At 72.7% G+C, this 24,945-nt stretch carries 24 protein-coding genes and 1 tRNA gene; 10 read left to right on the top strand and 15 right to left on the bottom strand.

The features are described 5' to 3' along the window. Window positions 1-17: 17 nt before the first annotated feature. Window positions 18-527, bottom strand: a complete 510-nt coding sequence (locus OHV05_RS20390; RefSeq protein ID WP_403044389.1) for a DUF1269 domain-containing protein — start codon at window positions 525-527, stop codon at window positions 18-20. A 112-nt stretch (window positions 528-639) separates the two neighbouring features. Continuing rightward, the gene (locus OHV05_RS20385; RefSeq protein WP_405018953.1) at window positions 640-1,827 is read right to left on the bottom strand and encodes an FAD-dependent monooxygenase; all 1,188 of its coding nucleotides are present in this window, start codon (window positions 1,825-1,827) and stop codon (window positions 640-642) included. A gap of 91 nt (window positions 1,828-1,918) precedes the next feature. Between OHV05_RS20385 and OHV05_RS20380 the strand changes: the two genes are divergently transcribed. Genes OHV05_RS20380 through OHV05_RS20370 form a run of 3 tightly spaced genes read left to right on the top strand, consistent with a single transcriptional unit; the run spans window position 1,919 to window position 4,873 of the window. Then, complete coding sequence (locus OHV05_RS20380; RefSeq protein WP_405018952.1) at window positions 1,919-2,638, top strand: TetR/AcrR family transcriptional regulator C-terminal domain-containing protein; 720 nt, start codon at window positions 1,919-1,921, stop codon at window positions 2,636-2,638. 46 nt (window positions 2,639-2,684) lie between these two features. Further along, window positions 2,685-3,986: a VWA domain-containing protein gene (locus OHV05_RS20375; protein WP_405018951.1), complete on the top strand. Its 1,302-nt coding sequence runs from the start codon at window positions 2,685-2,687 to the stop codon at window positions 3,984-3,986. A gap of 2 nt (window positions 3,987-3,988) precedes the next feature. Further along, window positions 3,989-4,873 carry a peptidase gene (locus OHV05_RS20370; protein WP_405018950.1) on the top strand — a complete coding sequence of 295 codons (885 nt, stop codon included), beginning with the start codon at window positions 3,989-3,991 and terminating at the stop codon, window positions 4,871-4,873. A gap of 226 nt (window positions 4,874-5,099) precedes the next feature. On the opposite strand, the gene OHV05_RS20365 is transcribed toward OHV05_RS20370, so the two are convergent. The 10 genes from OHV05_RS20365 to OHV05_RS20320 all read right to left on the bottom strand — a co-directional run bounded on the left by OHV05_RS20365 (window position 5,100) and on the right by OHV05_RS20320 (window position 14,149). Then, entirely contained in the window at window positions 5,100-6,050 is a 951-nt protein-coding gene (locus tag OHV05_RS20365; protein ID WP_405018949.1) for a GNAT family N-acetyltransferase, read from the bottom strand. A 194-nt stretch (window positions 6,051-6,244) separates the two neighbouring features. Then, the gene (locus OHV05_RS20360; protein WP_405018948.1) at window positions 6,245-7,786 is read right to left on the bottom strand and encodes a M28 family peptidase; all 1,542 of its coding nucleotides are present in this window, start codon (window positions 7,784-7,786) and stop codon (window positions 6,245-6,247) included. A 155-nt stretch (window positions 7,787-7,941) separates the two neighbouring features. Next, window positions 7,942-8,018 (bottom strand) — tRNA-Ala (locus OHV05_RS20355). A gap of 58 nt (window positions 8,019-8,076) precedes the next feature. Continuing rightward, window positions 8,077-9,126 carry a hypothetical protein gene (locus OHV05_RS20350; protein WP_405018947.1) on the bottom strand — a complete coding sequence of 350 codons (1,050 nt, stop codon included), beginning with the start codon at window positions 9,124-9,126 and terminating at the stop codon, window positions 8,077-8,079. Window positions 9,127-9,276: 150 nt separating this feature from the next. After that, window positions 9,277-9,858, bottom strand: coding sequence for a GNAT family N-acetyltransferase (locus OHV05_RS20345; protein ID WP_403044410.1), 582 nt, complete (start codon window positions 9,856-9,858; stop codon window positions 9,277-9,279). A gap of 41 nt (window positions 9,859-9,899) precedes the next feature. Then, window positions 9,900-10,421: a molybdenum cofactor biosynthesis protein B gene (locus OHV05_RS20340; RefSeq protein ID WP_405018946.1), complete on the bottom strand. Its 522-nt coding sequence runs from the start codon at window positions 10,419-10,421 to the stop codon at window positions 9,900-9,902. Further along, window positions 10,418-10,849 carry a cyclic pyranopterin monophosphate synthase MoaC gene (moaC, locus tag OHV05_RS20335; RefSeq protein WP_403044475.1) on the bottom strand — a complete coding sequence of 144 codons (432 nt, stop codon included), beginning with the start codon at window positions 10,847-10,849 and terminating at the stop codon, window positions 10,418-10,420. Before moaC ends, OHV05_RS20340 begins: the two co-directional genes overlap by 4 nt. A 107-nt stretch (window positions 10,850-10,956) precedes the next feature. Next, on the bottom strand, window positions 10,957-12,258 hold the full coding sequence (gene glp, locus OHV05_RS20330) for a gephyrin-like molybdotransferase Glp (protein ID WP_405018945.1): 1,302 nt from the start codon (window positions 12,256-12,258) through the stop codon (window positions 10,957-10,959). 20 nt (window positions 12,259-12,278) lie between these two features. Beyond that, window positions 12,279-13,196: a UTP--glucose-1-phosphate uridylyltransferase GalU gene (gene galU, locus OHV05_RS20325; protein WP_403044418.1), complete on the bottom strand. Its 918-nt coding sequence runs from the start codon at window positions 13,194-13,196 to the stop codon at window positions 12,279-12,281. Window positions 13,197-13,270: 74 nt separating this feature from the next. After that, window positions 13,271-14,149, bottom strand: coding sequence for a GGDEF domain-containing protein (locus OHV05_RS20320; protein ID WP_405018944.1), 879 nt, complete (start codon window positions 14,147-14,149; stop codon window positions 13,271-13,273). 100 nt (window positions 14,150-14,249) lie between these two features. On the opposite strand from OHV05_RS20320, the gene OHV05_RS20315 reads away from it, so the two are divergent. Then, a complete protein-coding gene (locus tag OHV05_RS20315) occupies window positions 14,250-14,828 on the top strand; it encodes a 5-formyltetrahydrofolate cyclo-ligase (protein ID WP_405018943.1) in 579 nt (192 codons plus the stop codon). A gap of 15 nt (window positions 14,829-14,843) precedes the next feature. Here OHV05_RS20315 and OHV05_RS20310 read toward each other — a convergent pair whose 3' ends face one another. Then, window positions 14,844-17,564 carry a penicillin acylase family protein gene (locus OHV05_RS20310; protein WP_405018942.1) on the bottom strand — a complete coding sequence of 907 codons (2,721 nt, stop codon included), beginning with the start codon at window positions 17,562-17,564 and terminating at the stop codon, window positions 14,844-14,846. Between the two features lie 274 nt (window positions 17,565-17,838). Here OHV05_RS20310 and OHV05_RS20305 point away from each other — a divergent pair, with 274 nt between their 5' ends. From OHV05_RS20305 to mscL, 5 genes are all read left to right on the top strand, one after another. Continuing rightward, a complete protein-coding gene (locus tag OHV05_RS20305; RefSeq protein WP_405018941.1) occupies window positions 17,839-19,323 on the top strand; it encodes a potassium/proton antiporter in 1,485 nt (494 codons plus the stop codon). Between the two features lie 297 nt (window positions 19,324-19,620). Further along, the gene (locus OHV05_RS20300; RefSeq protein WP_405018940.1) at window positions 19,621-20,919 is read left to right on the top strand and encodes an MFS transporter; all 1,299 of its coding nucleotides are present in this window, start codon (window positions 19,621-19,623) and stop codon (window positions 20,917-20,919) included. An 80-nt stretch (window positions 20,920-20,999) separates the two neighbouring features. Continuing rightward, window positions 21,000-21,296 (top strand): FmdB family zinc ribbon protein, encoded by a 297-nt coding sequence (locus OHV05_RS20295; RefSeq protein ID WP_405018939.1) that lies wholly within the window; start codon window positions 21,000-21,002, stop codon window positions 21,294-21,296. 206 nt (window positions 21,297-21,502) lie between these two features. Then, window positions 21,503-21,802, top strand: coding sequence for a hypothetical protein (locus tag OHV05_RS20290; protein WP_405018938.1), 300 nt, complete (start codon window positions 21,503-21,505; stop codon window positions 21,800-21,802). Window positions 21,803-21,873: 71 nt separating this feature from the next. Next, window positions 21,874-22,290: a large conductance mechanosensitive channel protein MscL gene (mscL, locus tag OHV05_RS20285; RefSeq protein ID WP_403044441.1), complete on the top strand. Its 417-nt coding sequence runs from the start codon at window positions 21,874-21,876 to the stop codon at window positions 22,288-22,290. A 51-nt stretch (window positions 22,291-22,341) separates the two neighbouring features. On the opposite strand, the gene OHV05_RS20280 is transcribed toward mscL, so the two are convergent. Then, window positions 22,342-22,542, bottom strand: coding sequence for a hypothetical protein (locus tag OHV05_RS20280; RefSeq protein ID WP_405018937.1), 201 nt, complete (start codon window positions 22,540-22,542; stop codon window positions 22,342-22,344). Between the two features lie 112 nt (window positions 22,543-22,654). Next, window positions 22,655-23,626 carry a sigma-70 family RNA polymerase sigma factor gene (locus OHV05_RS20275; protein ID WP_405018936.1) on the bottom strand — a complete coding sequence of 324 codons (972 nt, stop codon included), beginning with the start codon at window positions 23,624-23,626 and terminating at the stop codon, window positions 22,655-22,657. Between the two features lie 346 nt (window positions 23,627-23,972). On the opposite strand from OHV05_RS20275, the gene OHV05_RS20270 reads away from it, so the two are divergent. Then, window positions 23,973-24,830 carry a phosphatase PAP2 family protein gene (locus tag OHV05_RS20270; RefSeq protein WP_405018935.1) on the top strand — a complete coding sequence of 286 codons (858 nt, stop codon included), beginning with the start codon at window positions 23,973-23,975 and terminating at the stop codon, window positions 24,828-24,830. Window positions 24,831-24,945: the final 115 nt, after the last annotated feature.

Below are 24,945 nucleotides of genomic sequence, written 5' to 3'. Positions count from 1 at the left end.
CCCCAGCTGGTCGGCGGTCAGACGCCGGCGGGCGCCTGGCCGCGGGCGGCCTCGACGGTGGCGCGCAGCTCGGCCTCCGCCTCGGCGCTCAGCGAGGTCTGGATGATCTGGCCGCCGTACTGGGCGACGGCCGGGATCACCTTGTCGGCGGTGGCCTTGCGGACCAGCAGGAAGACGGCGGCGCTGCCCGGGGTCAGGTGCTCGCCGACCTGGCGCATGAAGTTGTCGTCCACCCCCACGTCGGTGGAGGCGCCGACGGCGGCACCGGTCGCCCCGCCGACGGCCGCGCCGAGGAACGGCATGAAGAACAGCAGGCCGATCACGCCGCCCCAGAGCGCACCGGAGGCGGCCCCGGCACCGGTGGTGGAGACGGCCTGGTGCAGCTTGATCTTGCCGTCCTGGCGGCGCTCGACGACGACCGCGTCCTCGAGGTCGATCAGCTTCTGCTTCTGCAGTCCGACCACGGTGCTCCGGACCTGCTCGGCGGTGGCGAGGTCGGGGTAGGCGATCGCGAACAGGTTGCTCACGGGGTGGGTCCTTCCAACTCGACGGGCACGGCTTCACAGGCACCCTAACGAGGATTAGCCATATTTATTACCGTTGATGCCGGTGTGTCCGATATTCACCCGGCCATCGAGCTCATCCGGCCAGTGCGGCGAGCTCGGCCGGGTAGTCCGGCAGCTCGACGCTGCTGACCTTGCGGCCCTCCTCCAGCATCCAGTTCAGCAGCGCGGGCCGGTTCAGCATCGCGTCCCGCAGCCGGCCGCCGATCCGGCCGGGGGCGAGGAACTTGCCGGTCCGGTCGCCGCCCTTCTGGCAGCCCTGCGCGTACTCCCGCAGCCGGCCCTCGTACGCGGCGAACGCCGCCCGGTGGTCCCCGGCCGCCCGGGCCAGCTCGCCGGCCAGCACGTACGCGGCGACCACGCCGGTGCCGGTGCCCATGCCGCCGATGGTCGCGCCGCAGGCGGCGTCGCCGACCAGGGCGGTCCGGCCCCGCGACCAGGTCGGCACGTCGGCCCGGCTGATCGAGTCGAAGTACAGCTCGGACGCCCCGTGGAGCGACTCCAGCATGCCGGGCACCTCCCAGCCGATCCCGGCGAAGTGCTCGGCGATCAGCGCCTTCTGGGCCGTCAGGTCGTGTCGGTCGTAGGTCAGTTCCGGGGCGGCGAAGACCACGAAGGCGTCCGCCAGCCCGGGGTCGCGGTGGCCGCCGCCGAGCTGGGCCAGCCGGCCGGGGGTGTTGCAGCCGACCGTCTCGCGGCCGAGGCCGAGGTGGTTGGGCAGCTTCCAGGTCGCCGCGTAGTAGCCGAGGTGGGTGACGAAGTCCCGCTCGGGGCCGAAGGCGATCCGACGGACGTTCGAGTGCAGGCCGTCGGCGCCGATCACCAGGTCGAACTCGCGCGGCGCGCCGTGCCGGAAGGTGGCCCGCACCCCGTCGGCGGTCTCGGTCAGACCGGTGACCGAGTCGCCGAAGACGTACTCGGTGTACGGCAGGCTCGCCTCGTACAGCGTCCGGGACAGGTCGCCGCGCAGCACCTCGATGTCGCCGCCGGTGAACTCGGCGGGCAGCCGCAGCCGCTGACGCCCGTCCGGGTCGACGAAGGTGGTGGTCCGGCCGCCGGTCTGCAGCCCGCGCAGCGTGTCCAGCACACCCATCCGCTCCAGCACCGTCAGGTGGGTCGCGCCGCGGAAGTCGACCGCCTGGCCGCCCTCCCGCAGGGCCGGGGCCAGCTCGACCACGGTGGGGCGGAAGCCGTACCGGCCGAGCCAGTGGGCCAGCGCCGGACCGGCGATGCTCGCACCCGAGATGAGGACGTTCTTGCCCATGGGAGACCCCCGTCAGAAACTGTGTCCGTCGGACACTTTCGATACTGTGTACAGTAGACGCAGTTTTACCGCCGACACAAGGGGAGCTGCCGTGCACCAGGAACCGGACCCGGCCGCGCGGCTGCTCTGGGGCCCGCCACCGAAGGCGGGCCGGGGCCCGAAGGCCGCGCTGAGCCTGGACCGGATCGCCCGGGCGGGCATCGAGATCGCCGACGCGGAGGGGCTGGGCGCGCTCTCCATGCAGCGGGTCGCCGGGCTGCTCGACTACACCAAGATGGCGCTCTACCGGTACGTCCCCGGCAAGGCCGAGCTGGTCGCCCTGATGGTCGACGCGGCGATCGGCGCGGCCCCGCCGGTCGACGGCACCGGCTGGCGCGACCCGCTCGCCGACTGGTCCAGGCGGCTGGCCGCCGTCTTCCGGCGGCACCCCTGGCTGCTGGACGCCACCGTCGGCCCCCGGCTGGTCGGCCCGGCCGAACTCAGCTGGATGGAACGGGCCGTGGCCGCCCTGGCCGACACCACCCTGACCGGCGCGGAGCGCCTCGACGTGGTCGCCGTGCTGGCCGGCCACGTCCGCGCGATCGCCCAGCAGTCCCGCGCGGCCGGGCCCGAGGGCAGCCCCGAGCAGCAACTGCTGGTCACCCTCGGCTCCCTGATCGCCACTCACCAGGACCGCTACCCGGCCACCGCCGCCGCGATGGCCGACAGCGGGTCGGGCGGGCAGGACCAGGCGCTGGAGTTCGGGTTGCGGTGCTTCCTGGACGGGCTCGGCGTGCTCATCGGCGGACGCGGTCCGGGAGTTCAGCCGTAACGACCGGCGTTGGTGATCCGAACTGATGATCCATAAGATGCGGGCCGTGACCACACGACGACGACTGCCGGCCCGCCCACTCGGGCTACTGGCCGCCCTGGCGATATCCGCCGGGGCCCTCCTGCACGGGATCCCCGCGTACGCCGACGAGACCACCGCCGGGGCGGCGGCCGCCGAACCGCCCCGGGTCGACCTGGTGCTGGACGTGAGCGGCTCGATGCGGGCCACCGACATCCAGGGCAAGAGCCGGATGGCGGTGGCCCAGCAGTCGCTGAACGAGGTGATCGACGCGCTGCCGGCCGAGACCTGGTTCGGCATCCGCACCCTCGGCGCGACCTACCCGGGCAACGACAAGACCGAGGGCTGCAAGGACACCAAGCAGCTCTTCCCGGTCGGGAAGACCGACAAGACCGAGGCCAAGACCGCCGTGGCCACCCTGCGGCCGACCGGCTGGACCCCGATCGGCCTGGCCCTGCGCGGCGCCGCCCAGGACCTGGGCACCGGGCCGACCACCCGGCGGATCGTGCTGATCACCGACGGGGAGGACTCCTGCGCCCCGCCGGACCCGTGCGAGGTGGCCCGTGAACTGGCCGCCCTCGGCACCCACCTGGTGGTCGACACCCTCGGGCTGGCGCACGACGACAAGACCCGGCAACAGCTGCTGTGCATCGCCAACGCCACCGGCGGCACCTTCACCGACGTCCAGACCCAGCAGCAACTGACCGAGAAGGTCAAGCAGTTGGTCAACCGGGCGGGCAGCACCAACCGGGTCGCGCCCGCCAGGGCGACCGGTACCGAGAAGTGCGAGACCGCTCCCGTGCTGACCCCCGGGGTCTACAGCGACCGGGAGAAGTTCGCCGAGCACCGGGTCTACCGGGTGAACGTCCGGCCCGGCCAGGAGCTGCGGGCCTCGGTCAGCATCTCGCTGGACCGGGCGCTGGCCCGGGACTACGGCGTCCTGCTGAAGGCCACCGACCAGAGCGGCCAGGAGCTGGTCCGGGGCACCGACGCGGGCAGTGGCCGGACCGACGTGGCCTCCACCGGCGTCCGCTGGTCCTCCGGCCGCACCGCGTCCCCCTCCGCCTCCGCCACCCCGCGGCCGGAGGACACGGTCTGCCTGGTGGTCAGCAACTCCTTCGCCCCGGCCCCCGGCGTGGCCGCCGAACCGGGCCTGCCGCTGGAACTGACCCTCGACGTGGCCGCCGCCTCCCCCGCCCCCGACGGCTGGTCCGCCGGACTCGGCCGGGGCTGGGTGCTGCTGCTGGTGCTCACCCTGGCCGGCCTGCTGACCGGGCTGGTCTTCGGCTGGCTGGCACGCTGGCGAATCGCTGTCTGGCGGGAGAACTGACCATGCGTACCACTGCACTGCGAGCCGTCCTGCTCGCCACCGCCGGGCTGCCGCTGCTGATCGCGGCCTCACCCTCGCCCTCTCCCTCGCCCTCCGCTTCGTCGTCCGCTTCGGGGGCTGCTGCGGGGGCCGCCAAGCCGGTGACCGACGCGGGCACCAGCTTCCTCACCGCGGTCGCCCTCGGCACCGGCCAGGCCGCCGACGTGGCGGCCTCCACCGGTGACTACCTGTACTGGGCCTTCGGCGCCGCCGAGGGCCAGACCACCACCGTGGACGTGACCGTCACGCTGCCGCCGAGCGCCGACCGGCACGGGCCGCAGAGCTGGTCGGTCGAGCTCTTCGACGGTCTGCGCCGCCGTCAGTCCTGCACGGCGGGACCGCAGGACGCCACCGCCGAGACCGCCGCCGGCACCCTGGCGCTGCGCTGCACCCTGCGGCAGATCCGATCCTGGGCCGAGCCCTGGTCGGGCGACCCGCTGCCGGGCACCTACTACGTCCGGCTGACGGCCGGTCAGGTGCCGCAGAACGACCTCGGTCTGGCGGCCCAGGTCCAGCTGCGGCTGAGCAGCAAGGGCGGGGCGGGCAACGCCCAGCCCGAGGGCGGTGAGCTGCGGGCACCGCTGGTGCCGCCGGTCAACGCCGGGTCCCCCGCAGCTGCGGCGGCGGCCGCCCCGACCGCGGGCACGGCGCCGTCCGACCGTGCGGTGGCCCCCGAGGAGGAGGAGACCCACTGGTACTCCGCCCCCTTCCAGGGCCGCAACACCCGCTGGTTCTGGACCGTCGGCGGCGGCATCCTGGCCTCCCTGGCCGGTGTCCTCGGCTACCGCCTGACCCGCCACCCCCGACGCAGCACCCCGGCCACCCCCACCCCGGGAGCTGCGCTGTAGGCAGGCGCTCAGCGGTCGACTACCCAGGGGCTCGGGGCTCTGCCGATCTGCGGCTCCGCCGCGTGGGCGAGGAGATCTGGCGTTCGGGTCACTACGAAAGTGCCTGACCGCCCCTGAACGGATCACCTTTCCCGAGGCCGGCGTCGCAGTTCCCCGAGCCCCTGATGGCTGAGCCCGAAGCGCAGCTGCCCCGATCCCCTGACTCCGCCGAACCACCTGCCGGTTGTCACTGCGTCAGCACCAGCCGTACCCCGAAGTTGCGGTATCCCGCCCGGTCGAAGCAGGCCGCCATCGGGCGGTTGTCCAGATCCGTGTCGGCGCCGATCCGCGTTGCGCCCCGACCCGCGTGGAAGCGGGTGATCGCGCCGAGCAGCTCGTCCGCGTACCCCCGCCCACGCATCTCCGGCAGCACACCGAGGTACCCGACCACCGGGCCGCCCTGGTTGGCCGAGGGCAGTGCGAAGCCGGCCGGTGCGCCCTCGGGTGTGTACGCCAGCAGCCACCAGGAGCGTTCGCCCGGCATCTGCAGGTAGCAGTCCAGCGTCTCCCTGGCCTGGCCGTCCGCGCCGAGCCGGGCGAGGTCGCGCCGGGTGTCGTCGTCCAGGCTGCCTTCGGCGACCTGCCGGAACATCTCGACGAAGACCTCGTCGTCCGGTTCGGCCCGGAACACCAGCCGGCCGCTCGGCTCGGGCACCGGCAGTTCGGGGGTCCACTCGTAGCGCAGGCGCTCCAGCCGGCCGGTCAGGCCGCTCCGGGCGGCTGCGGCGCTGCGCCACTCCAGGGCGGCGGCGACCGCGGGGCCGTCGCGCCAGCCGGCGGCCAGGAAGAGGTGCCACTCGGGGAGTCCGTCCCAGCCGACCGCCCGGAAGGCGTCGTGGGCGGCGCCGAGCAGCCGGGCCGCGAACCCGACCCGGTCGGGGACGTCGGGGGCCACCCAGACGCAGTCCAGCGCCAGCGGCCGGTCACTGGTCGGGAAGGCCCACCAGACGGCGCGGGCGAGCAGCCGCCCGTCGTTGTCCTGGGCGATCCAGGTGTGGGCGGGACGGTAGCCGCCGTTGCCGAGCATGCTGCGGTAGCGCTCGGGGTCGGCCCAGCTGACCGGTTCGTCGGTGTGGCAGGAGAGCACCAGGTCGAGGTCGGCCTCGACGGTGGGACGGAAGGTGACACGGGAAGACACGCTGCCTCCGAGGACAGTCGGGAGGCGCTTCCGTGCGGTGGGGCCCTAACGAGCCGTGCGGGAAGGAAGCGCCGCGAGGATGTGGGTGTACATCGCAGGGCCTCCTTCCTCCGCCCGAGGCGGACCTGGCGCCGGGTGCGCCATCGGGCGGGACACTACCCGGCGCCGGATCCGACGGTCCAGCGGTTAATCCGCTACTCCGCGACCTCGTGGTCGTCGTGCAGCCCGCCGCCCGCCGAACCGCCGGAGGTGTGCTCCGGGGTGACCGGCCGGGACAGCGAGGAGAGGTCCCAGGCGTAGGTGCCGACCGCGTTGGCGATCACGTCGATGTTCAGGTCGAAGGCCCGGTGGTCGAAGTTGGCCAGTGTGTCGCAGGCCTGGTGGTAGCACTTGTCGAAGGCCACCCCCGCCGTGCCGCCGTACTTCGCCGCCTGGGCCTCGGACTTGATGCCCTCGGCCCCGGTGGCCGAGCCCCCGGCCGGGATGCCCGCCGCGATGAACGGGCCGTAGTCCGAGCGGCCGGTGAAGTCGGCGCCCTCGTGCGGCTTCCGCCGCCCGTCCAGGTAGCCGTTGAGCAGCCGCTCGATCTGTGCCGAGCCCTCCGGGCCCGGGCCGGAGCCGACCCGGTCGGAGTCGTCGCCGTCGTAGACGAACTGGGCCGAGTTGGGCGAGGCGATCATGTCGAAGTTCAGGTACAGCTTGATCTTCTTCTGCTCGGCCGCCGGGAGCGCCGCGACGTACGTCTTCGAGCCGACCAGCCCGAACTCCTCCGCCGACCACCAGGCGAACCTGACCTTGTTCGCCACCGGACGGGCCGACAGGCTGCGGGCCACCTCCAGGATGCCCGCCGAACCCGAGCCGTTGTCGTTGATGCCGGGACCGGCCAGCACCGAGTCCAGGTGGGCACCGACCATCACGGTGTTGTTCTCGTCCCCGCCCCGGGTCTCGGCCAGCACGTTCCAGGTCTTCCGGGTCTCCACCCGGGTCCTGATGTCCAGGTCGAGGGTGACCGGTCCGGCCGCCGCCTTGGCCGTCAGCGCCAGCCCGTCCGCCTGGGACAGGCCGCCGGTCGGCACCTTGGCCACCGTCGGGTCGCCGAGGGTCCCGGCCAGCGGGCCCTCCGTGTTGTTGTAGATCAGCACGCCGACCGCACCGGCCGCCGCGGCCGCGGTCTGCTTGACCGCGAAGCCGCACCCGCCGCGCACGATCAGCGCGATCCGCCCGGTCACCGCACCCGCCGGGTAGTCGGTCGCCGCGCAGCCGGCGGTGGCGCCACCGGGCACCACCGCGAGCTGGGCCACCAGCCCACCGGCCGGGCCGCTGGCCGAGTAGGTCATCGCGGCCACCGCGACCTGCCCGGCCTGCGGCGAGACCACCGCCAGCCGCTCGGCCAGGGTCTCGTTGAAGACGTAGTCGAACTCCTGCCGGGAGACCTTCAGCCCGGCCTCCCTGGCCTTGGCCGCCACGTACTCGGCCGACTGGGCGTGTCCCTCCGAACCGGCCACCCGGGTACCGCCGTTCCGGTCGGCGATCCGCTGCAGCCGCTCCAGCGTGCTCCAGGCGTCCTTCCCCCGGCTCTGCTCGACCAGCTCGGCCGCCAACCGGGCGCCCCTCCCGGCCGGGTCCGGTCCACGGCCGTGCGCGGCCGCCCCGGCGGCACCGGCCAACACCAACGGCGTGGTCAACGCGGCCACCGCCAGCGCGGCGCCGGCGCAACGACGGGTACGAGAGCTCAAGGCGATTCCTCCGACAGTCCGTCAACATCCAATGAGGAGTGTGGAGAGACCGTAGCGGGAGTTCGCCCGGTGCACATCAAGAACCCCGAACAAGTGACCGCCGACCGGGGCAACGCAAAGGTCCCGCCCGATCTTCCGATCGGACGGGACCCTGTTGGTGGAGCTGAGGGGATTCGAACCCCTGACCCCCTCGATGCGAACGAGGTGCGCTACCGGACTGCGCCACAGCCCCAACGAGAAGAAACTCTAGCACCTCTTCGCGGGAGCTCGTGACCACCCCTCACCTGGCGCTACTCGTTCGCGGCGCGCGGGCGGGAGGGGTAGTCCTCCTCGGCCCCGGGGGTCGGTTCGGCGTACTGGTCGAAGAGCTGGGTGTTGCGGGACTCGGTGCCGCGGCCGGCGTCCCAGGTGGAGCGGGGGTCGAGGCCGCGGGTGGAGCGGGGGGCCACCGGGGCGGTGACGTAGGTGGGGAGGGGGACCGGGACGGGCTCCCAGGAGTCGGGGCCGGCCGCGGCGCGCTCGCGCATGCCGTCGACCCACTCCTCGTGGTCGGTCGCCTCGACCAGGGCGGACTCGGTGGTGGCCAGCCGCAGGTGCGGCCGCCCCTCGGCGGGGGCGGCGACGGGTGCGGGGGCCGGGGCCGAGGGGGCACCGGACGTCCGGGCGGGCTGCTGACGCTCCGTCGACTGGGGACGCTCCGCCGGTCGAGGGCGGTCGGCCTGCCGGGGCCGGTCGGCCTGGCGGGGCGCGGCGGCCCGGGTGCGTTCGCGGTCGCGCAGCCGCTCCGCGTCCCGGGCGGCCCGGGTGCGGTCGAGCTTGACCTCGTACCGCTGGCGCTCCAGCCGGCGCAGGTGGCCGATGTAGAGGGTGAGCAGCAGGCCGGGCAGCGCGGGCACCCAGAGGAAGGCCACTCCGAACACCGCCGCGGCCACCGCACCGGCGGCGAAGGCCAGGAAGAGCGCGGTGACCATCCGGCGCCGGCGGGCCAGCAGCCGGGCCCGGCGCTCGACCGAGCCCCGCGCGGCGGCCGCCACGGCGGAGGGCGGGGCGGGGAGGGCGTGGGTGGCCGGTTCGGGGCTCGGCTCGGCCGGGGCCGCGCTTCGGGGGTCGGCCTCCGCCGCCGGGGCGGAGTCCGACTCAGGACTGGTCTCGTCGTCGCCAGGTTCCCGGGCCGCCCGCCGCTCCATGGCCGACCGTCCGGCCAGCAGGCGGATCGCGGTACTGAAGCGTTCCGTCGGACGCGCCTCGTTGAGCTCGTCCTGCCTGCGGAGCCACATCGGCACCAGATAGGCAGCCCAGGCCCCTACGATGACCGCGTAGATAAGGCCGCTACTGCGCATGTTTCACACGGTACGGGCGCGGGGGAAGGCCCGGCAGCAATTTGGCGCGGCGTGTCGTGTGATCAAGCTGATTCTCCGACTATTTTGCCGGTATTTGTGACCACTCGGCCGGGCAGCGATGCCATATCGATATCTATTTCGAACATGTATTCAATTACCGTCCCGGCCCTGGGACCTGACCGACCGCCAGCGGGCCAGCATGCCCTCCGGCACCTCCTCGGCGGTCAGCGCGTACACCAGATGGTCCCGCCAGTCGCCGTCGATGTGCAGATAACGCGGCCGCATTCCCTCCTCGCGGAAGCCGAGCTTTTCGGCCACCCGCCGGCTCGGCCAGTTCTCCGGCCGAATGCAGACCTCCAGCCGGTGCAGGCCGAGCGTGCCGAAGCAGTGGTCCACCGCGAGGGCGACGGCGGTCGGCATGATGCCCCGCCCGGCCACCGACTCGTCCACCCAGTACCCGATGTTGGCCGAGCACATCGAGCCCCAGGTCATCCCGCCGACCGTCAGCTGTCCGACCAGGCGGCCCCGGTGCAGCACCACGAACGGCACCATCCGGCCCGCCGCCGCCTCGTGCCGGAGGTAGCGGGCCATCTGCCGGAAGGTCGGCCGGGGCACCCCGGCCCGGCCGGAGCCGGCGGGCGGGACGGTGGCCTCCCAGCGGCGCAGCCAGTCCCGGTTGCGCTGGCTGACCTCCTGCCAGGAGCGTTGGTCACGGACCCGGATCGGGCGCAACGCGACGTCCCCGTCCAGGAGTTCGACCTGCCAGGAGGCGTTCAGGACGCACCCCCCTGGTCGGTCCCGGCGGGCCCGCCCGAGCCGGCGGGCCGCGGGTGGTCGCCGCCGCCGAGCTGGTCCACGGCGTGCGGCAGCAGCGGGGCCAGCACGGCCAGCCCGTCCCTGACCCCGCCGGTGGAGCCCGGCAGGTTGACGATCAGGGTCCGGCCGGCCAGCCCGGCCAGGCCCCGGGACAGCGCCGAGGTGGGCACCTTCTCCCGGCCGTACGCCCGGATCGCCTCGGCGATGCCGGGGATCTGACGGTCGATCACCCGGGCGGTCATCTCCGGGGTGAGGTCCATCGGCGAGATGCCGGTGCCGCCGGTGGTGACCACCGCGTCGTACCCGGCGGCCACCGCGGCCCGCAGGGCGGCCTCCACCGGCTCGCCGTCCGGGACCACCTGCGGCCCGTCCACGGCGAAGCCCATCGCCCGCAGGCCCTCGGCGACCAGCGGGCCGCCCCGGTCCTCGTAGACCCCGGCCGAGGCCCGGTTGGAGACGGTGACGGCGAGCGCCCTCATGACGAGGCCGTCCAGTCGCCGCTCTTGCCGCCGGTCTTGCTGAGCACCCGGACGTGTTCGATGGTGGCGCCCTTGTCGACGGCCTTGACCATGTCGATCACGGTCAGCCCGGCCACCGCGACGGCGGTCAGCGCCTCCATCTCGACGCCGGTCCGGTCGGCGGTCCGCACGGTGGCGGTGATCTCCACCGCGTCGTCGGCCACCGTGAGCTCGACGGTGACGCCGGAGATCGCGATCGGGTGGCAGAGCGGGATCAGCTCCGGGGTCTTCTTGGCCCCCATGATCCCGGCGATCCTGGCCACCGCGAGGGCGTCGCCCTTGGGGACGCCCTCGCCGCGCAGCAGCTCGATCACCCGGGGGGCCACCCGGACCCGGCCGGCGGCGACGGCCGTCCGGACGGTGGTGGCCTTCTCGGAGACGTCGACCATCCGGGCGGCGCCGGTCTCGTCGACGTGGGTGAGACGCGGTGTTTCGGACAAGGGGACTCCACGGTGGCACGGGTCAAGTACCGCGCTACCGTACAACCCCGCCCCGGTCAGCCCGTGAGAAGGACCACATCGACGGTGCGTCCGGCCGCCACCGAGGTCTCCTCCTCGGGCACCACGATCAGGCAGTTGGCCCGGGCCAGCGCGCCCACCAGGTGCGAGCCCTCGCCGCCGACCGGCGCCACCTCGCCGTCCGCGTACCAGCCCCGCAGGTACTGCCGCCGCCCGGCCGGCGAGCGCAGCTCGCCGGTGCAGACCGCGCCGACCACCGGCCGGTGGACGTCGGGGGCGCCCATCATGGTGCGGATCACCGGGCGGACGAACAGCTCGAAGGAGATGTAAGAGCTGACCGGGTTGCCCGGCAGGGCGAGCAGCGGGGTGCCCTGGATCCGGCCGAAGCCCTGCGGCTTGCCGGGCTGCATCCGCAGCCTGCGGAAGTCCATCTCGCCGTACTCGGCGAAGACCTCCTTGACCACGTCGTACGCGCCGACGCTGACCCCGCCGCTGGTGACGATCAGGTCGGCCCGGCCGAGCTGGTCCTCCAGCACCGCGCGGAGCACCGCCGCGTCGTCCGGCACGCCGCCGACCCGGTAGGCGATCGCCCCGGCGTCCTGGGCGGCGGCGGTCAGGGTGAAGCTGTTGGAGTCGGAGATCTGGCCGGGGCCCACCGGCTCGCCGGGCTGCACCAGCTCGCTGCCGGTGGAGAGCACCACCACCCGGGGACGGGGGCGGACCCGGACGGTGGCCCGGCCGATCGCGGCCAGCAGGCCGAGCTGGGTGGGGCCGAGCAGCGCGCCCGCCTCCAGCACCCGCTCCCTCGCCGACAGGTCGCTGCCCCGGCGGCGGATGTGCGCGCCCTCGGCGACCGGGCGGAGCACCCGGACCTCCTCGGCACCGCCCGCGGGCGCGGCGGTCATCGCGTCGGCGGCCTCACCGGTGCCGGTGCCGCCGTCGGTCCACTCGACCGGGGCGACCGCCTCGGCACCGGGCGGCATCGGCGCACCGGTCATGATCCGGGCGGCCTGCCCGGGGCCCACCTTGGGGAGTTCGGCCGCACCGGCCGCGATCTCGCCGACCACGGTGAGCACCGAGGGGTACGGCCCGGTGGCCCCGGCGGTGTCGGCGGTGCGGACCGCGTAGCCGTCCATCGAGCTGTTGTCGAAGGGCGGCAGGTCGACCTCGGAGTCGACGTCCTCGGCCAGCCGGCAGCCCTGGGCGTCGAGCAGCTGGAGCTCGATCGCCGGGAGCGGGACGACATCTGACAGGACGTCCGCCAGATGCTCGTCCACGCTCCACATGCGCGGCGGCGCCGGGGTCTCTTCGCAGCAGGAATCCGAAGTCGTCCCGGTCATCGCCCACACTCGCCTTCTGGTCAGCTCTGCATCTCCGTGGCGACGAACTCCTTGAGCCAGGAGCGGAAGTCCGGGCCCAGGTCATCACGTTCGCACGCCAGACGGACGATAGCGCGAAGGTAGTCCGCCCGGTCGCCGGTGTCGTACCGGCGGCCCTTGAAGAGCACGCCGTGCACCGGGCCGCCGCCGGTCTCGTCCCGGGTCGCCAACTCGCGCAGCGCGTCGGTCAGCTGGATCTCGCCGCCCCGGCCGGGCGGGGTGTCGCGCAGCACGTCGAAGACGGCCGGGTCGAGGATGTAACGGCCGATCACCGCGTAGTTGGACGGGGCTTCGGCGGTGTCCGGCTTCTCCACCAGGTCGGTGACCCGGAACACGTCCTCGCCGAAGCCGTTCGGCTTGACCGCGGCGCAGCCGTACAGGTGGATCTGCTCCGGCTCGACCTCCATCAGCGCCACCACCGAGCCGCCGAGCTCCTGCTGGACCTCGATCATCCGGGACAGCAGCGGGTCGCGCGGGTCGATCAGGTCGTCACCGAGCAGGACCGCGAACGGCTGGCCCGCGACGTGCTGTTCGGCGACCGAGACCGCGTGGCCGAGGCCCTTCGGGTCGCCCTGCCGGACGTAGTGCATGTTGGCCAGCTGCACCGACTCCTGGACCCGGCGGAGCTTGTCCTTGTCACCCTTACGAGCGAGCAGCTCCTCCAGCTCGTAGGCCCGGTCGAAGTGGTCCTCGAGAGCGCGCTTGTTGCGGCCGGTGACCATCAGTATGTCGGAGAGGCCGGCCGCGGAGGCCTCCTCGACGACGTACTGGATCGCGGGCTTGTCGACGACCGGCAGCATCTCCTTCGGGGTGGCCTTGGTCGCGGGGAGAAACCGGGTCCCCAGCCCGGCGGCAGGCACCACGGCCTTGGTGACAGGGAGGCGAGTCTTCGTCGTCATGCTTCAGACCTTACTGAGGCGGGGTTCCACCGGGCTGATAGCAGGGTTAACCAGCGATGAAACCGAACAGCTGGTCAGGGGCCCGTGTCGTGTCCAGCAGCCACGGCGGCCGTCGAGTGGGCGGTCCCGGCGGAGGTGAGGGAGACCTCTTCGGCACCGGGCGACAGATTACCGGGGTTTTCCACCGCCTCCGCCACGGCCACCACCGGACCTCCCTCGGACGCCTCGGAGCCGGTCAACTCGGCCGCCCCGCGCCAGCAGTCACCGCCCCCGGCGCGCGCCGCACCGAGCGCGCGGTCGGCGGCGCGCAGCAGCAGGGCGGCATGCGCACCGTCCTCCGGCAGCACGGCGATCCCGACCGACGCGGTCAGGCCGTTCCGCCCGGACACCCGGCCGGGTTCGGCCCCGGCCGGGGACCAGTCGAGCAGTTGGTGTCTGCGGACCGTCCAGCAGAGCCGCTCGGCCACCTGCACCGCGCCGTCCAGGCCGGTGTCGGGCAGCACCACCAGGAACTCCTCGCCGCCGTACCGGCCCAGGGTGTCCGAACGCCGGATCTCCACGCTCAGCCGCTGCGCGAGGTCGCGCAGTATCGCGTTGCCCCGGGCCCGGCCGTGCTCGGCGACCACCGCCTCGAAGCCCGCGATCTCCACCATCAGCAGCGCCAACGGCCGTGGCACGGCGCCCGGGTCGACCCGGCGGGCCCGCTCCACCTCGCGGTCCAGGGTGAGCTGGAGGTGCCGGTAGTTCCACACCCCGGTGAGCGGGTCGCAGGAGGCGGTGCGCTGGAGCACGTCCCGCTCGGCGGTCAGCTCGTCGACCCTGAGCCGGAGCGCGGCCTCCCGGGTCTCGGCGTCGGTGGCGCGTCGGCGCAGCCGAACACCCGTCAGGACGACGGCGCCCAGCGCCGGGGCGCTCAGCACGGCCAGCGCCTGGACCAGGAACGGGGTGGACATCCGGTGCCTTCCGCATGTCAGGCTCTGTGCACCGGGCAGCCGCCGCTCGCCGAGGAGTGCGGGCGGGCCACCCGGCCGGAGCGGGACCAAGGAGTATCCAGTGCACAACGACAAAGCCGGTCTGAGGTCACGCCTCCTCGCGGAACGGCGTGAACTGTCCCCCGAACGGCGGGAGCACGCGGCCGCCCGGCTGGCCACGCACGCCGGGTCGCTCGCGCGGGCGGGCCAGACCGTCGCGGCGTACGTCTCGGTCGGCGCCGAGCCCGGCACCCGGCCGCTGCTGGACGCACTCCGGGCGGGCGGGGTCCGGGTGCTGCTGCCCGTGCTGCTGGCCGACAACGACCTGGACTGGGCCGAGTACCGGGGCCCGGAGTCGCTCGCCCCGGCCGCCCGTGGGCTGCTGGAGCCGACCGGCCCCCGGCTCGGCCCGGACGCGGTCTGCGAGGCCGCCCTGGTCCTGCTGCCCGGCCTCGCGGTGGACCGCCTGGGCATCCGGCTGGGCCGCGGCGGCGGCTCCTACGACCGGGTGCTGGCCCGGCTGACCCGCCGTCGGGCCGAACCGCTGCTGGCCACCCTGCTGTACGACACCGAACTGCTGGACACCGTGCCGGCCGAGCCGCACGACCTGCCGGTGCACGCCGCGGTCACCCCGTCCGGCGTGCACCGGCTGAGCCGGTGACCCGGAGGAGAGGCCCTACCCGCTGGTGAGCACCAGCTTGTGCTTGGTGGCCTGCTCGACCGCCTCCGCCGACCAGGCCCAGGGCAGCAGGTCGCCCTTCAGCCAGAGCGCGGTCTGGTCGTTGTAGTTGTCGTGGAAGGCGTGCCCGGAGGCGCCGCCCACGTTGATCCAGTGCGAGGCGTCGAAGTTGCTCAGGTCGACCACCATCCGCATCGAAGGCACCCAGTCCACCTGGTAGCCGGCCGCCGCGTTCCAGCCCGCCGCGTTGACCGCCGCGGTGCCGCCGGAGAGCTGGTACGGGCCCCGGTTCAGCAGCCGGTGCACCAGCCCGGAGGCGATCGAGGAGTCGTCCTTGCCGAGGGTCTGCTCGGTGAGCGTCAGGGTGTGCAGCCGGCCCCAGGTCCAGGTCGAGATGTCCTTGGTGAGCTTGGCGGTCAGCTCCTGCCGGGCGTTCTTGAGCGACTCGGCGAGCAGCTTCCCCAGACCCTTCTGGGTCTGGTGGTTGCCGTCCTTGTACTCCCACCAGGGGCTGTCCGGCTGGTCGAGCAGGGTGCGCACCACCTCGGTCCAGCGGTCCCCGCCGTCCGGCTGGGCCTGCCCCGGGTCGCGGGTGCCGCAGACGGTGACCGGCGGCGCCGGGTTGAGGTCGTCGTCCGGCAGCGTGGAGTCGCGCTTCTGACGGACCAGCAGGCAGTCGCCCTCGACCCGCAGCCCGGCCGGGAACTTCTGCCCGAAGGCGAGCGTGAGCAGCTGGCGCCAGACCGCGTTGTAGTAGGCGGCGGCGGCCGAGTCGGCGTCCTGGTGGAAGTTCCAGTCCTTCAGCAGGTCCTGGGCCTCCCGGACGTACGGGTCGTCGATCCGGACCTTGAGCAGCAGCGGCACCAGGGTCTTGGCCATCACGCTGGTGTTGTCCAGCTGCATGACCCGCATGTCGTCGGGGGAGATCTTGCCGCCGTTCTTCAGGCGGTCGGTGATCTGGTCGGTGATCTCCTTGGCCCGGGTGCCGTACTCCCAGTCCTTGGTCAGCAGGAAGCCGTACTTCTGGTCCACCACGGCCTGGTTGGCGGTGACGATGTACCCGGCCGAGGGGTTGAAGCTGTACGGCAGCGACTTGAACGGGATCGGCTCGGCCTTCCAGCCGTACGAGGAGTCCCAGCCCGGCGCGGGGTAGCGGCCGTCGCCCTTGGTGCGCTGCGGGATCATGCCGGGGGCCTGGTAGCCGATGTTGTTCTTGGTGTCGGCATAGATCAGGTTCTGCGCGGGGACCGCGAAGTCGGCGGCGGCGGCCCGGAAAGCGTCCCAGTCGGCGGCCCGGTCCAGCTTGAAGACCGCGTCCATGGTCTTCCCCGGGATCAGCGCCGTCCACTGCAGGGCGACGCCGTAACCGGCCGCCCGGTCCGGGGCGTTGTCGGCGGGGGCGTACTTGCCGACGTTCTGCTGCTCGGTGCTCTTGTCGGAGATCAGCGGGCCCCGGTCGGTGGTGCGCACCACGATGGTGCGGTCCTCACCGCCGGCCACCTTGATGGTCTCCTTGCGGGTCTCGAAGTTCTTCTGCCGGCCGTCCACCAGGTAGGTCTCCGGGCTGGTGACCTTCTCCAGGTAGAGGTCGGTCACGTCAGCGCCCAGGTTGGTGAAGCCCCAGGAGATGTTCTGGTTGTGGCCGATCACCACGCCCGGCGTCCCGGCGAAGGTGTAGCCCGCGGTGTCGAACTGGCAGGCCGGGCCGACGCTGCGGCAGTGCAGGCCCATCTGGTACCAGACCGACGGGATCGACGGGCCGAGGTGCGGGTCGTTGGCCATCAGCGGCTTGCCGGTGGTGGTGAACTGCCCGCCGACCACCCAGGAGTTGGAGCCGATGCCCTGACCGGGGCGGCCCAGCAGCTGCGGCAGCGTGGCCATCCGGTCCGCGACGTCCTTGAGCAGCGCCTCGCTGCCGGCCCGGCTCTGGGTGGTGCCCGCCCCGGTGCTCGGTGCGGCGGTCCCGTCGGCCGGCTGGTAGGCGCCGTCGGCGCCGACCTTGCCGGTCTTCACGATGGTGCCGTTGCGGTCGTACGGGTAGGCCGGGTAGAGCTGGTCGATCTTCTCCGGGCTGAAGTCCTGGGCCAGCAGCGAGCGGTCGATCTCCTCCTGCATGTTGCCGGAGAGGTTCCAGGCCATCGCCTTGAGCCAGGAGACCGAGTCCACCGGGTCCCACTGCTCCGGCTTGTAGTCGCCGTTCACCGCGCCGAGCAGGGAGTACTCGAGCGAGGCCGAGCTGCCGCCGGGGTGCTCGGCCAGCCAGGCATTCACACCCTCGCTGTACGCCTTCAGGTACTTCTTGGTGTCGTCGGAGAGCTTGCTGTCGTACTCCTCCTGGGCCACCCGGCGCCAGCCCATGGTGCGCAGGAAGGAGTCGGTCTCGACCTGGCCGGAGCCGAACATCTCGGACAACCGCCCGGCGGTGACGTGCCGTCGGACGTCCATCTCCCAGAACCGGTCCTGCGCCTGGACGTACCCCTGGGCCCGGAACAGGTCCTCGGAGCTGTCGGCGTAGAGCTGCGGGATCCCGTTGCCGTCCCGCTTCACGTCCACCGGCGCGGTCATCCCGGCCACCTTGACGCTGCCCTCGACCACCGGGAAGGAGGACCGGACGGTCTGCACGGCGAAGAACCCGGCGCCCGCCGTACCCGCGATCAACACCACGACCAGCACGAGCACGAACAGACGAGCGCGCCGGAACCTCTTCGAGCGGGGCATCTGGTTGAGTCCTTGGCTGGGAGACGGGCGGCCGTGACAGACCACCACATTAGGGCGCACCGGCCGAGGGGGCCGCACCCGGGGGCGCCCACGTCGGGTCAGGTGGACCCTACCGGGCCAAGCTGAGCGGAAGCTGGTCGGCCGGATGTAAAAGAACAGGTAAAATGTTAGACTCGGTAACGATTCCGGCCGACGGACCGTCAGGTCCCCGGGTGGATGCTGCCTTCAGACGCCCCATCAGCCCGCCCCCCTCACTCTCCCGAGGTGCCACTGCGTGACTGTCGACGACCTGAACCGCTTTCTGCTCGAAGCCGCCGTGGTCCTGCTGATCGCGGTGGTCGCGGTGCGCATCTCGACCCGCTCCGGCCTCCCCAGCCTGCTGATCTACCTCGGCATCGGCGTCGCCCTGGGCCAGAACGGTCTCGGCATCGAGTTCGACAACGCCGCGCTGACCCAGGTGCTGGGCTACACGGCGCTGGTGGTGATCCTCACCGAGGGTGGCCTGAAGACCAGTTGGCGGTCCATCAAACCCGTGATGCCGGCCGCCACCGCGCTGGCCACCGTGGGCGTCGCGGTCAGCGTCGCGGTCACCGCGGCCGGGGCGCACTACCTGGCCGACTTCGACTGGCGCACCTCGCTGCTGCTCGGCGCGATCGTCTCCTCCACCGACGCGGCGGCGGTCTTCTCGGTGCTGCGCACCGTCCCGCTGCCGTCCCGGCTGACCGGCCTGCTGGAGGCCGAGTCCGGCTTCAACGACGCCCCCGTGGTGATCCTGGTGCTGGCCTTCGCCACCAGCGGACCGCTGGACTCCTGGTACGTGCTGGTCGGCACGATCATCGCCGAGCTGGCGATCGGTGCGGCGGTCGGCCTGGCGGTCGGCAAGCTCGGCGCGTACGCCGTCCGGCACATGGCACTGCCCTCCTCCGGTCTGTACCCGATCGCGGTGATGTCGCTGGCGGTCGGCGCGTACGCGGGCGGCGCGCTGCTGCACGGCTCCGGCTTCCTCGCGGTCTACGTCGCCTCCCTGGTGCTCGGCAACTCCAAGCTCCCGCACGGCCCGGCGGTGCGCGGCTTCGCGGACGGGCTGGCCTGGATCGGGCAGATCGGCATGTTCGTGGTGCTCGGCCTGCTCTGCACGCCCGCCAGCATGGGCAGCGCGATCGTCCCCGCCCTGGTGATCGGCACCGTGCTGGTCTTCCTCGCCCGGCCCGCCTCGGTACTGCTGTCGATGACGCCGTTCCGGCTGCCCTGGCGCGAGCAGGCCCTGCTCAGCTGGGCCGGGCTGCGCGGCGCGGTGCCCATCGTGCTGGCCACCATCCCGCTGGTCGCGCAGGCGCCGCTGGCCCGCGAGGTGTTCAACATCGTCTTCATCCTGGTGGTGGTGTTCACGCTGCTCCAGGGCCCCACCCTGCCGCTGGTCGCCAGGTGGCTGCGGATCTCCGAGGGATCGCTCGGCCACGACCTCGGGATCGAGTCCGCCCCACTGGAGCGCCTGCACGGCCAGCTGCTCTCGGTCTCGCTGTCGGCCGACTCCCGGATGGCGGGCGTCGAGGTCAGCGAGCTCCGGCTGCCGGCCGGCGCCGCCGTCACCCTGGTGGTGCGCGACGGCAGCAGCTTCGTCCCCGACCGCACCACCGTGCTCCGACCGCTGGACGAGTTGCTGGTGGTCACCACCGAGGAGGTCAGCGAGGCGGCCGAGCGCCGGCTGCGCGCGGTCGACCAGGGCGGAAAGCTGGCGGGATGGCTGCGCGGGCGGTAGTCCGTGTGTTTTGCGCGACGTTCACCTTCGGTTCGCTGGGCGAGTCGCCCGTTCGACCCGTAGGATGACGGATAAAGCTTTGGTATCAACTGACACATCCGCAACATCTGCCTGAAGCAGAGTTGGCGCGACCGCTCGGCGGCCGCGGTCCGCAGCAGTTCCTGCCCCCTGGCCCCGCTTCCGAGACGGCCAGCCGGACCCGGTATCACCCCGGTCGACGCGCGAGAGGACGACTCTCGGCGCCGTCGGGGTCTCCCAACCCCTTCCGCGCTACCAGGCAGCAGAAGGAAACCCACCGTGACGGCCCGCCGAACGGTCGACAACCCCACCCGCGTCGGGTACGGAGCGCTGCTCCGCACCCCCGGTGCCTGGACCTTCCTGGCACCCGCCTTCGCGGCCCGGCTCCCCTACGCGATGCTCAGTCTGGGCATCGTGCTGCTGGTGCTGGACACCCATGGCTCCTACGGCACGGCCGGTCTGGTCGCGGCGGTCTCCGCCGTCGCCCAGGCCCTGATCGGCCCGCAGACCGGCCGGCTGGCCGACCGGTACGGGCAGTCCGCCGTGCTGCTGCCGAGCATCGTGGTGCACGCGCTCTCGGTCGGCGCGCTGATCGCGCTGGCCGTCGGCCAGGCACCGGTCTGGGCGCTGTTCCTGGCCGCCGCGCCCGCCGGGGCGAGCGTGCCGCAGATCGGCGCGATGGTCCGGGCCCGCTGGGTCTCCCGGCTCTCCGACTCCCCGGCCACGCTGAACACGGCCTTCGCCTTCGAGTCGGTCACCGACGAGTTCACCTTCGTGATCGGCCCGGTGCTGGCCGGCACCGTCGCGACCACCCTCAACCCCTCGGTCGGCCTGATCGCCGAGGCCGCCCTCACCGTGGCCGGCGGTCTGGCCTTCGCGGCCCAGCGCTCCACCGCACCCGCCCGGCACCCCGGCACCGCCGGGGTCAAGCGCGCCTCGGCCCTCGCCTCCCCCGGCGTCCGGCTGCTGGCGGGCTCCTTCCTCGGCGTCGGCACCATCTTCGGGGCGATGCAGGTCTCGATCACCGCCTTCGCCCGGAGCACCGGTCAGGAGGGGATGAACGGCATCGTCTACGGCGTCTTCGCCGGCGGCTCGATGCTGGCCGGCGTGCTGTACGGGCTGATCGCCTGGCGGCACTCCGCCCGGCAGCGGATGCTCGGCTGCTACGCCCTGCTGGTGCTCGGCTGCTCCACCCTGTGGGCGATGCCCAACCTGACCGCGCTGGCGGTCGCCGCGCTGTTCTGCGGCCTGGCCATCGCCCCGACCCTGATCACCGGCTACACCCTGGTCGAGACCCTGGTCGCGGACGGCGCCAAGACCGAGGCCTTCACCTGGCTCACCGGCGCCATCGGCCTGGGCCTGGCGACGGGCTCCACGGTGGCCGGCGTGCTGATCGACCGGCACGGCGCCTCCGGCGGGTTCCTGGTGCCGGTGGTGGGCTCCGGACTCGGCCTGGTCGCCCTGCTGACGCTGCGTCGGCTGCTGGTCCCGCCGAGCACCCCGAGCCGTACCGTGGCCCGGGGCGGGACGCTCGGCAGCGGGCAGGCGTCCGTTCTCACACCTGCGGCGCTGGACTGATTACCCGGAATGCCGCATCATTGAGGATCGTTAGCACTCATCAGGCGAGAGTGCCAGGGGGAAGTGCAGGAGGAAGACAAGTGCCCACGTACCAGTACCAGTGCACCGAGTGCGGGACCGGCCTGGAGGCGGTGCAGAAGTTCAGCGACGACGCGCTGACCACGTGCCCCGAGTGCCAGGGACGGCTTCGCAAGGTCTTCTCCGCGGTGGGTGTGGTCTTCAAGGGCTCCGGCTTCTACCGCACCGACAGCCGCTCGTCGTCGAGCAGCTCGGTGAGCTCCTCGACCTCGTCGACGTCCTCGGCCCCGGCCGCCTCGACGCCTGCTCCGGCGGCCTCGACCAGCTCGTCGTCGTCCGCCCCGGCGTCGACCAGCTGACCACAGCTGTTCCGGATGGCCCGGCCCCGCACCTCGGTGCGGGGCCGGGCCATCCGGCTTTTCCACAGCCCTGTGGGTGACCTGCGTCGTCCACAGCCCCCGGTTGTCCACAGGGTTGCGCCCGGTCGCACCACCGGGCACGGCCGGCCCGCACGCTGATCCCGCGTCGTTCCCCGACGACGCGCCCCGATCGGAGGCGGTGCCCCATGACCACGCTGCACACCCTGCACACCCGCGCCACGGTGCCCCAGGCGGCCTCGTCGGTGCCGCCCCGCCAGGCGGTCCCGGTCTTCCCACCGATCCGCCGCGGCGCCGGTGGCCGGCATCGGCTCCAGCGGGCCGTCCGACACCGCCCGGGCCTGCTCGCCACCAGTCTGCTCGCCGCGGCCACCGCCCTCGCCGCGGGCCCGCTCCGGCCCGGCTCGGCACCCCCGGCCTCGTCCCCCACGGTGACCACCGAGGCCGCCGTCGCGCCTCGCTGCCCCGGCACGGCTCCGCCCTCGTAGTCGACGGGGCGTCAACTCCGCGCCGGGAAGTTCACCCGTGACCGATCTGGCCCGGCATCGTTCAGCGCGGCATGAAGGGCTTCAAGGAATTCCTGCTCCGCGGCAATGTCATCGATCTCGCCGTCGCCGTCGTCATCGGCGCGGCCTTCACCAGCGTCATCAACGCCTTCGTCGACGGAGTCATCAACCCGCTGGTCGGGGTGTTCGGCACCAAGGACCTGGCCGCCTACTCGTCCTGCCTGAAGGGCCCCTGCGCGGTGGACGCCGCCGGGAAGGTCACCTCCGGCATCTTCATCCTGTGGGGCTCGGTGCTCAGCGCCGTGCTCAGCTTCGTGATCACCGCTGCGGTGGTGTACTTCATCCTGATCGTCCCGACCAAGCGCCTGATGGCCAAGTACAAGACCCCGGCCGACGCGGCCGCCGAGGCGGAGGCCAAGGAGGTCCAACTGCTCACCGAGATCCGCGACGCCCTGGTCCGCCAGCGCTGACCCGCTCCCGCTGACCCACCCCCGCTCGCCCCGCACCCGGCCGCCGTCCCGCTACCCCCCGTGGTGCGGCGGCCGCTGACTCCGGTACCAGTCGATCCCGCGCCCCGTGCTCTCCCCCGCACCGCCCCAGCCCTGATCGGTGTCGTCACTGGTCTGCCGGTCGAAGGGGTCGTCGAAGACCAGCTTCGGCTTCGGCCCGGCATCCTGCCCCGGCTGCTCCGGCTCCCGCTGCTCGGGCTGCTGCTCCGGCACCGCACCCACTCCCTCTCACGTCCGCGACCGATCCCCTCCAGCCTAGGCCGCCACGGCGACGGACCTGGTCGGGGCAGAAGCCCCGACCAGGTCCGTCGGTGTCGAGCCGGGCTCAGGCGGCTTCGAAGCCCGCGTGGTCGGCGATCTTCTTGAGCTCAGCCAGCGCGTGCTTCTCGATCTGCCGGATCCGCTCCCTGGTCAGCCCGTGCTGCTTGCCCACCTCGGTGAGCGTGCGCTCACGGCCGTCCTCCATCCCGTACCTGGACCGGATGATCGAGGCGGTGCGGTCGTCCAGCCGGCCGATCAGGTCGTCCAGTTCCTCCCTGCGGAGCATGACCATCACGGCGTCCTCCGGCGAGACGGCGCCGGTGTCCTCGACCAGGTCACCGAACTGGGTCTCGCCCGCGTCGTCCACCGCCATGTTCAGACTGACCGGGTCGCGGGCCCAGTCGAGCACGTCCTTGACGCGCTGCTCCGTGGTGTCCAGCTCGGCGGCCACCTCGGCCGGGTCGGGCTCGCGGCCCAGCTCCTTCGCCTTCTCACGCTGCACCCGCCGGATCCGGCCTAGCTCCTCCACCAGGTGGACGGGCAGCCGGATGGTGCGGGACTGGTCGGCTATCGACCGGGTGATCGCCTGCCGGATCCACCAGGTCGCGTAGGTGGAGAACTTGAACCCCTTCGCGTAGTCGAACTTCTCGACCGCCCGGACCAGACCGGCATTGCCCTCCTGGATCAGGTCGAGCAGCGGGAGACCGCTGCGCGGGTAACGCCGGGCCACCGCCACCACCAGCCGGAGGTTCGACCTGATGAAGACGTCCTTGGCGCGCTCGGCGTCCTCGGCTATCGCCTCCAGCTCCTCCCGCTTCGCGCCCTTGGGCAGCGTGCCCTGGTCCAGCAGGTGCTGGGCGTAGACCCCGGCCTCGATCCGCAGCGAGAGCTCGACCTCCTCGGCGGCGTCGAGCAGCGGCGTCCTGGCGATCTCGTCGAGGTACATACCGACGAGGTCGCGGTCGGCCTCAAGGTTGTTCGGGCGGGCCGCGCGAGTCCGGTCGGCCCTGTCGCGAACGACGGCACGAGTGGCCATGCTTGCTCCCTTGCTGCTGGTGCCGGTCTTCGGATCTCGCCCCGCCAGGTGTCAGCCGGGGCAAAGAGGTGCGGGCCTCCCGGAGGCTCACACGTAACGATCCAACGCACAGAATTCGGACAAGATTCCCAACTCACCCAGTTTCTTCTCCGGATGCAGTATCCTGCGACTTTTCACCCGCGATCATGAACGCTCGGTGAGCCATCGGCGACCCGGAGTGGCCGGTCGGCGCCCCGCACTCCGTCAACGAACAACGACGGGCATCCGCAGCTTCTCCCCACAAAAGATGCCAAATCGCGATCGGTCCGGGGCCGGATCCACCGCTCGCCCTGGGAAGGTGTCTGCCATGTACCCGCCCATCGACGGCACCCGCGCCGCTCCCGGGTCGGCCTCCGCCGCCGCCCGCCGACGGCAGCGCCTGCTGATCTGCTCGGCCCTGGCGCTCGGTTCGGCCGTGCTGCTCGGCGGTCTGGCGGCCCTGGTGGCGTCGCACTGGAGCCCGCTGGTCCGGTTCGACCGGGGGGCGGTGAACCTGCTGCACGGCTACGCGGTCCGGCACACCATCTGGACGGCGGCCATGCAGACCCTCGGCGACATCGGCAGCACCGTCATCATGCGGGCGCTGCTGGGGCTGGCCGCGGTCTGGCTCTGGGCGATCGGCGCCCGCACCCTCGGCGGCTGGGCCGGCGCCCTGATACTCACCGGCTGGCTGGCGGGTCTGCTCGGCAAGGAGGGCATGGGCCGGGACCGTCCGCACTTCGCCACCCAGGCCACCCAGGCCGACGGGTACTCGTTCCCGTCCGGCCACGCCCTCGCCTCCGCCGTCAGCTGCGCCGCGCTGGTGATCCTGGTCTGGCCCCGGGCCAACCGGGCCGGCCGGGCGGTGGCCTGCACCGTCGCCGGGCTCGCCGTGCTCGCGGTCGGCTGGACCAGGGTCGCGCTCGGCGCGAACTGGCCGAGCGACGTGCCGGCCGGCTGGCTGACCGCCGCCCTGGTGGTCGGCGCCGTCACGCTGGCCGTCGAACTCTGGCGCCCGGGCGCCCTGTCGCAGGACGTCCGCCGGGTGGACTGGCGGACCAGGCCACGGATCCAGCGCGTCCTGGCCGTCGGCCCGATCACGGCGCCGGACCTCGAACAGACCACCGGTCCCGACCTCGCCGACGAGCCGCTCACGGCGCCCGCCCGCCGAGCTGACGGTCAGTGAGAAGCGTCACACCCCGGTTCGGCCGACACTCCGGAAGGGAAGGGACAGGGGCCCCTCAACCGATTCAGTCCCCCGCCACACCGGAAAAATCGGGATCAACCGCCCGGTTCACGGC

This window comes from Kitasatospora sp. NBC_00070 (assembly GCF_045041205.1).
Lineage (GTDB): Bacteria > Actinomycetota > Actinomycetes > Streptomycetales > Streptomycetaceae > Kitasatospora.
The sequence above is the reverse complement of the archived record's forward strand: the minus strand, read 5'-3'. Positions and strand labels throughout refer to the sequence as shown.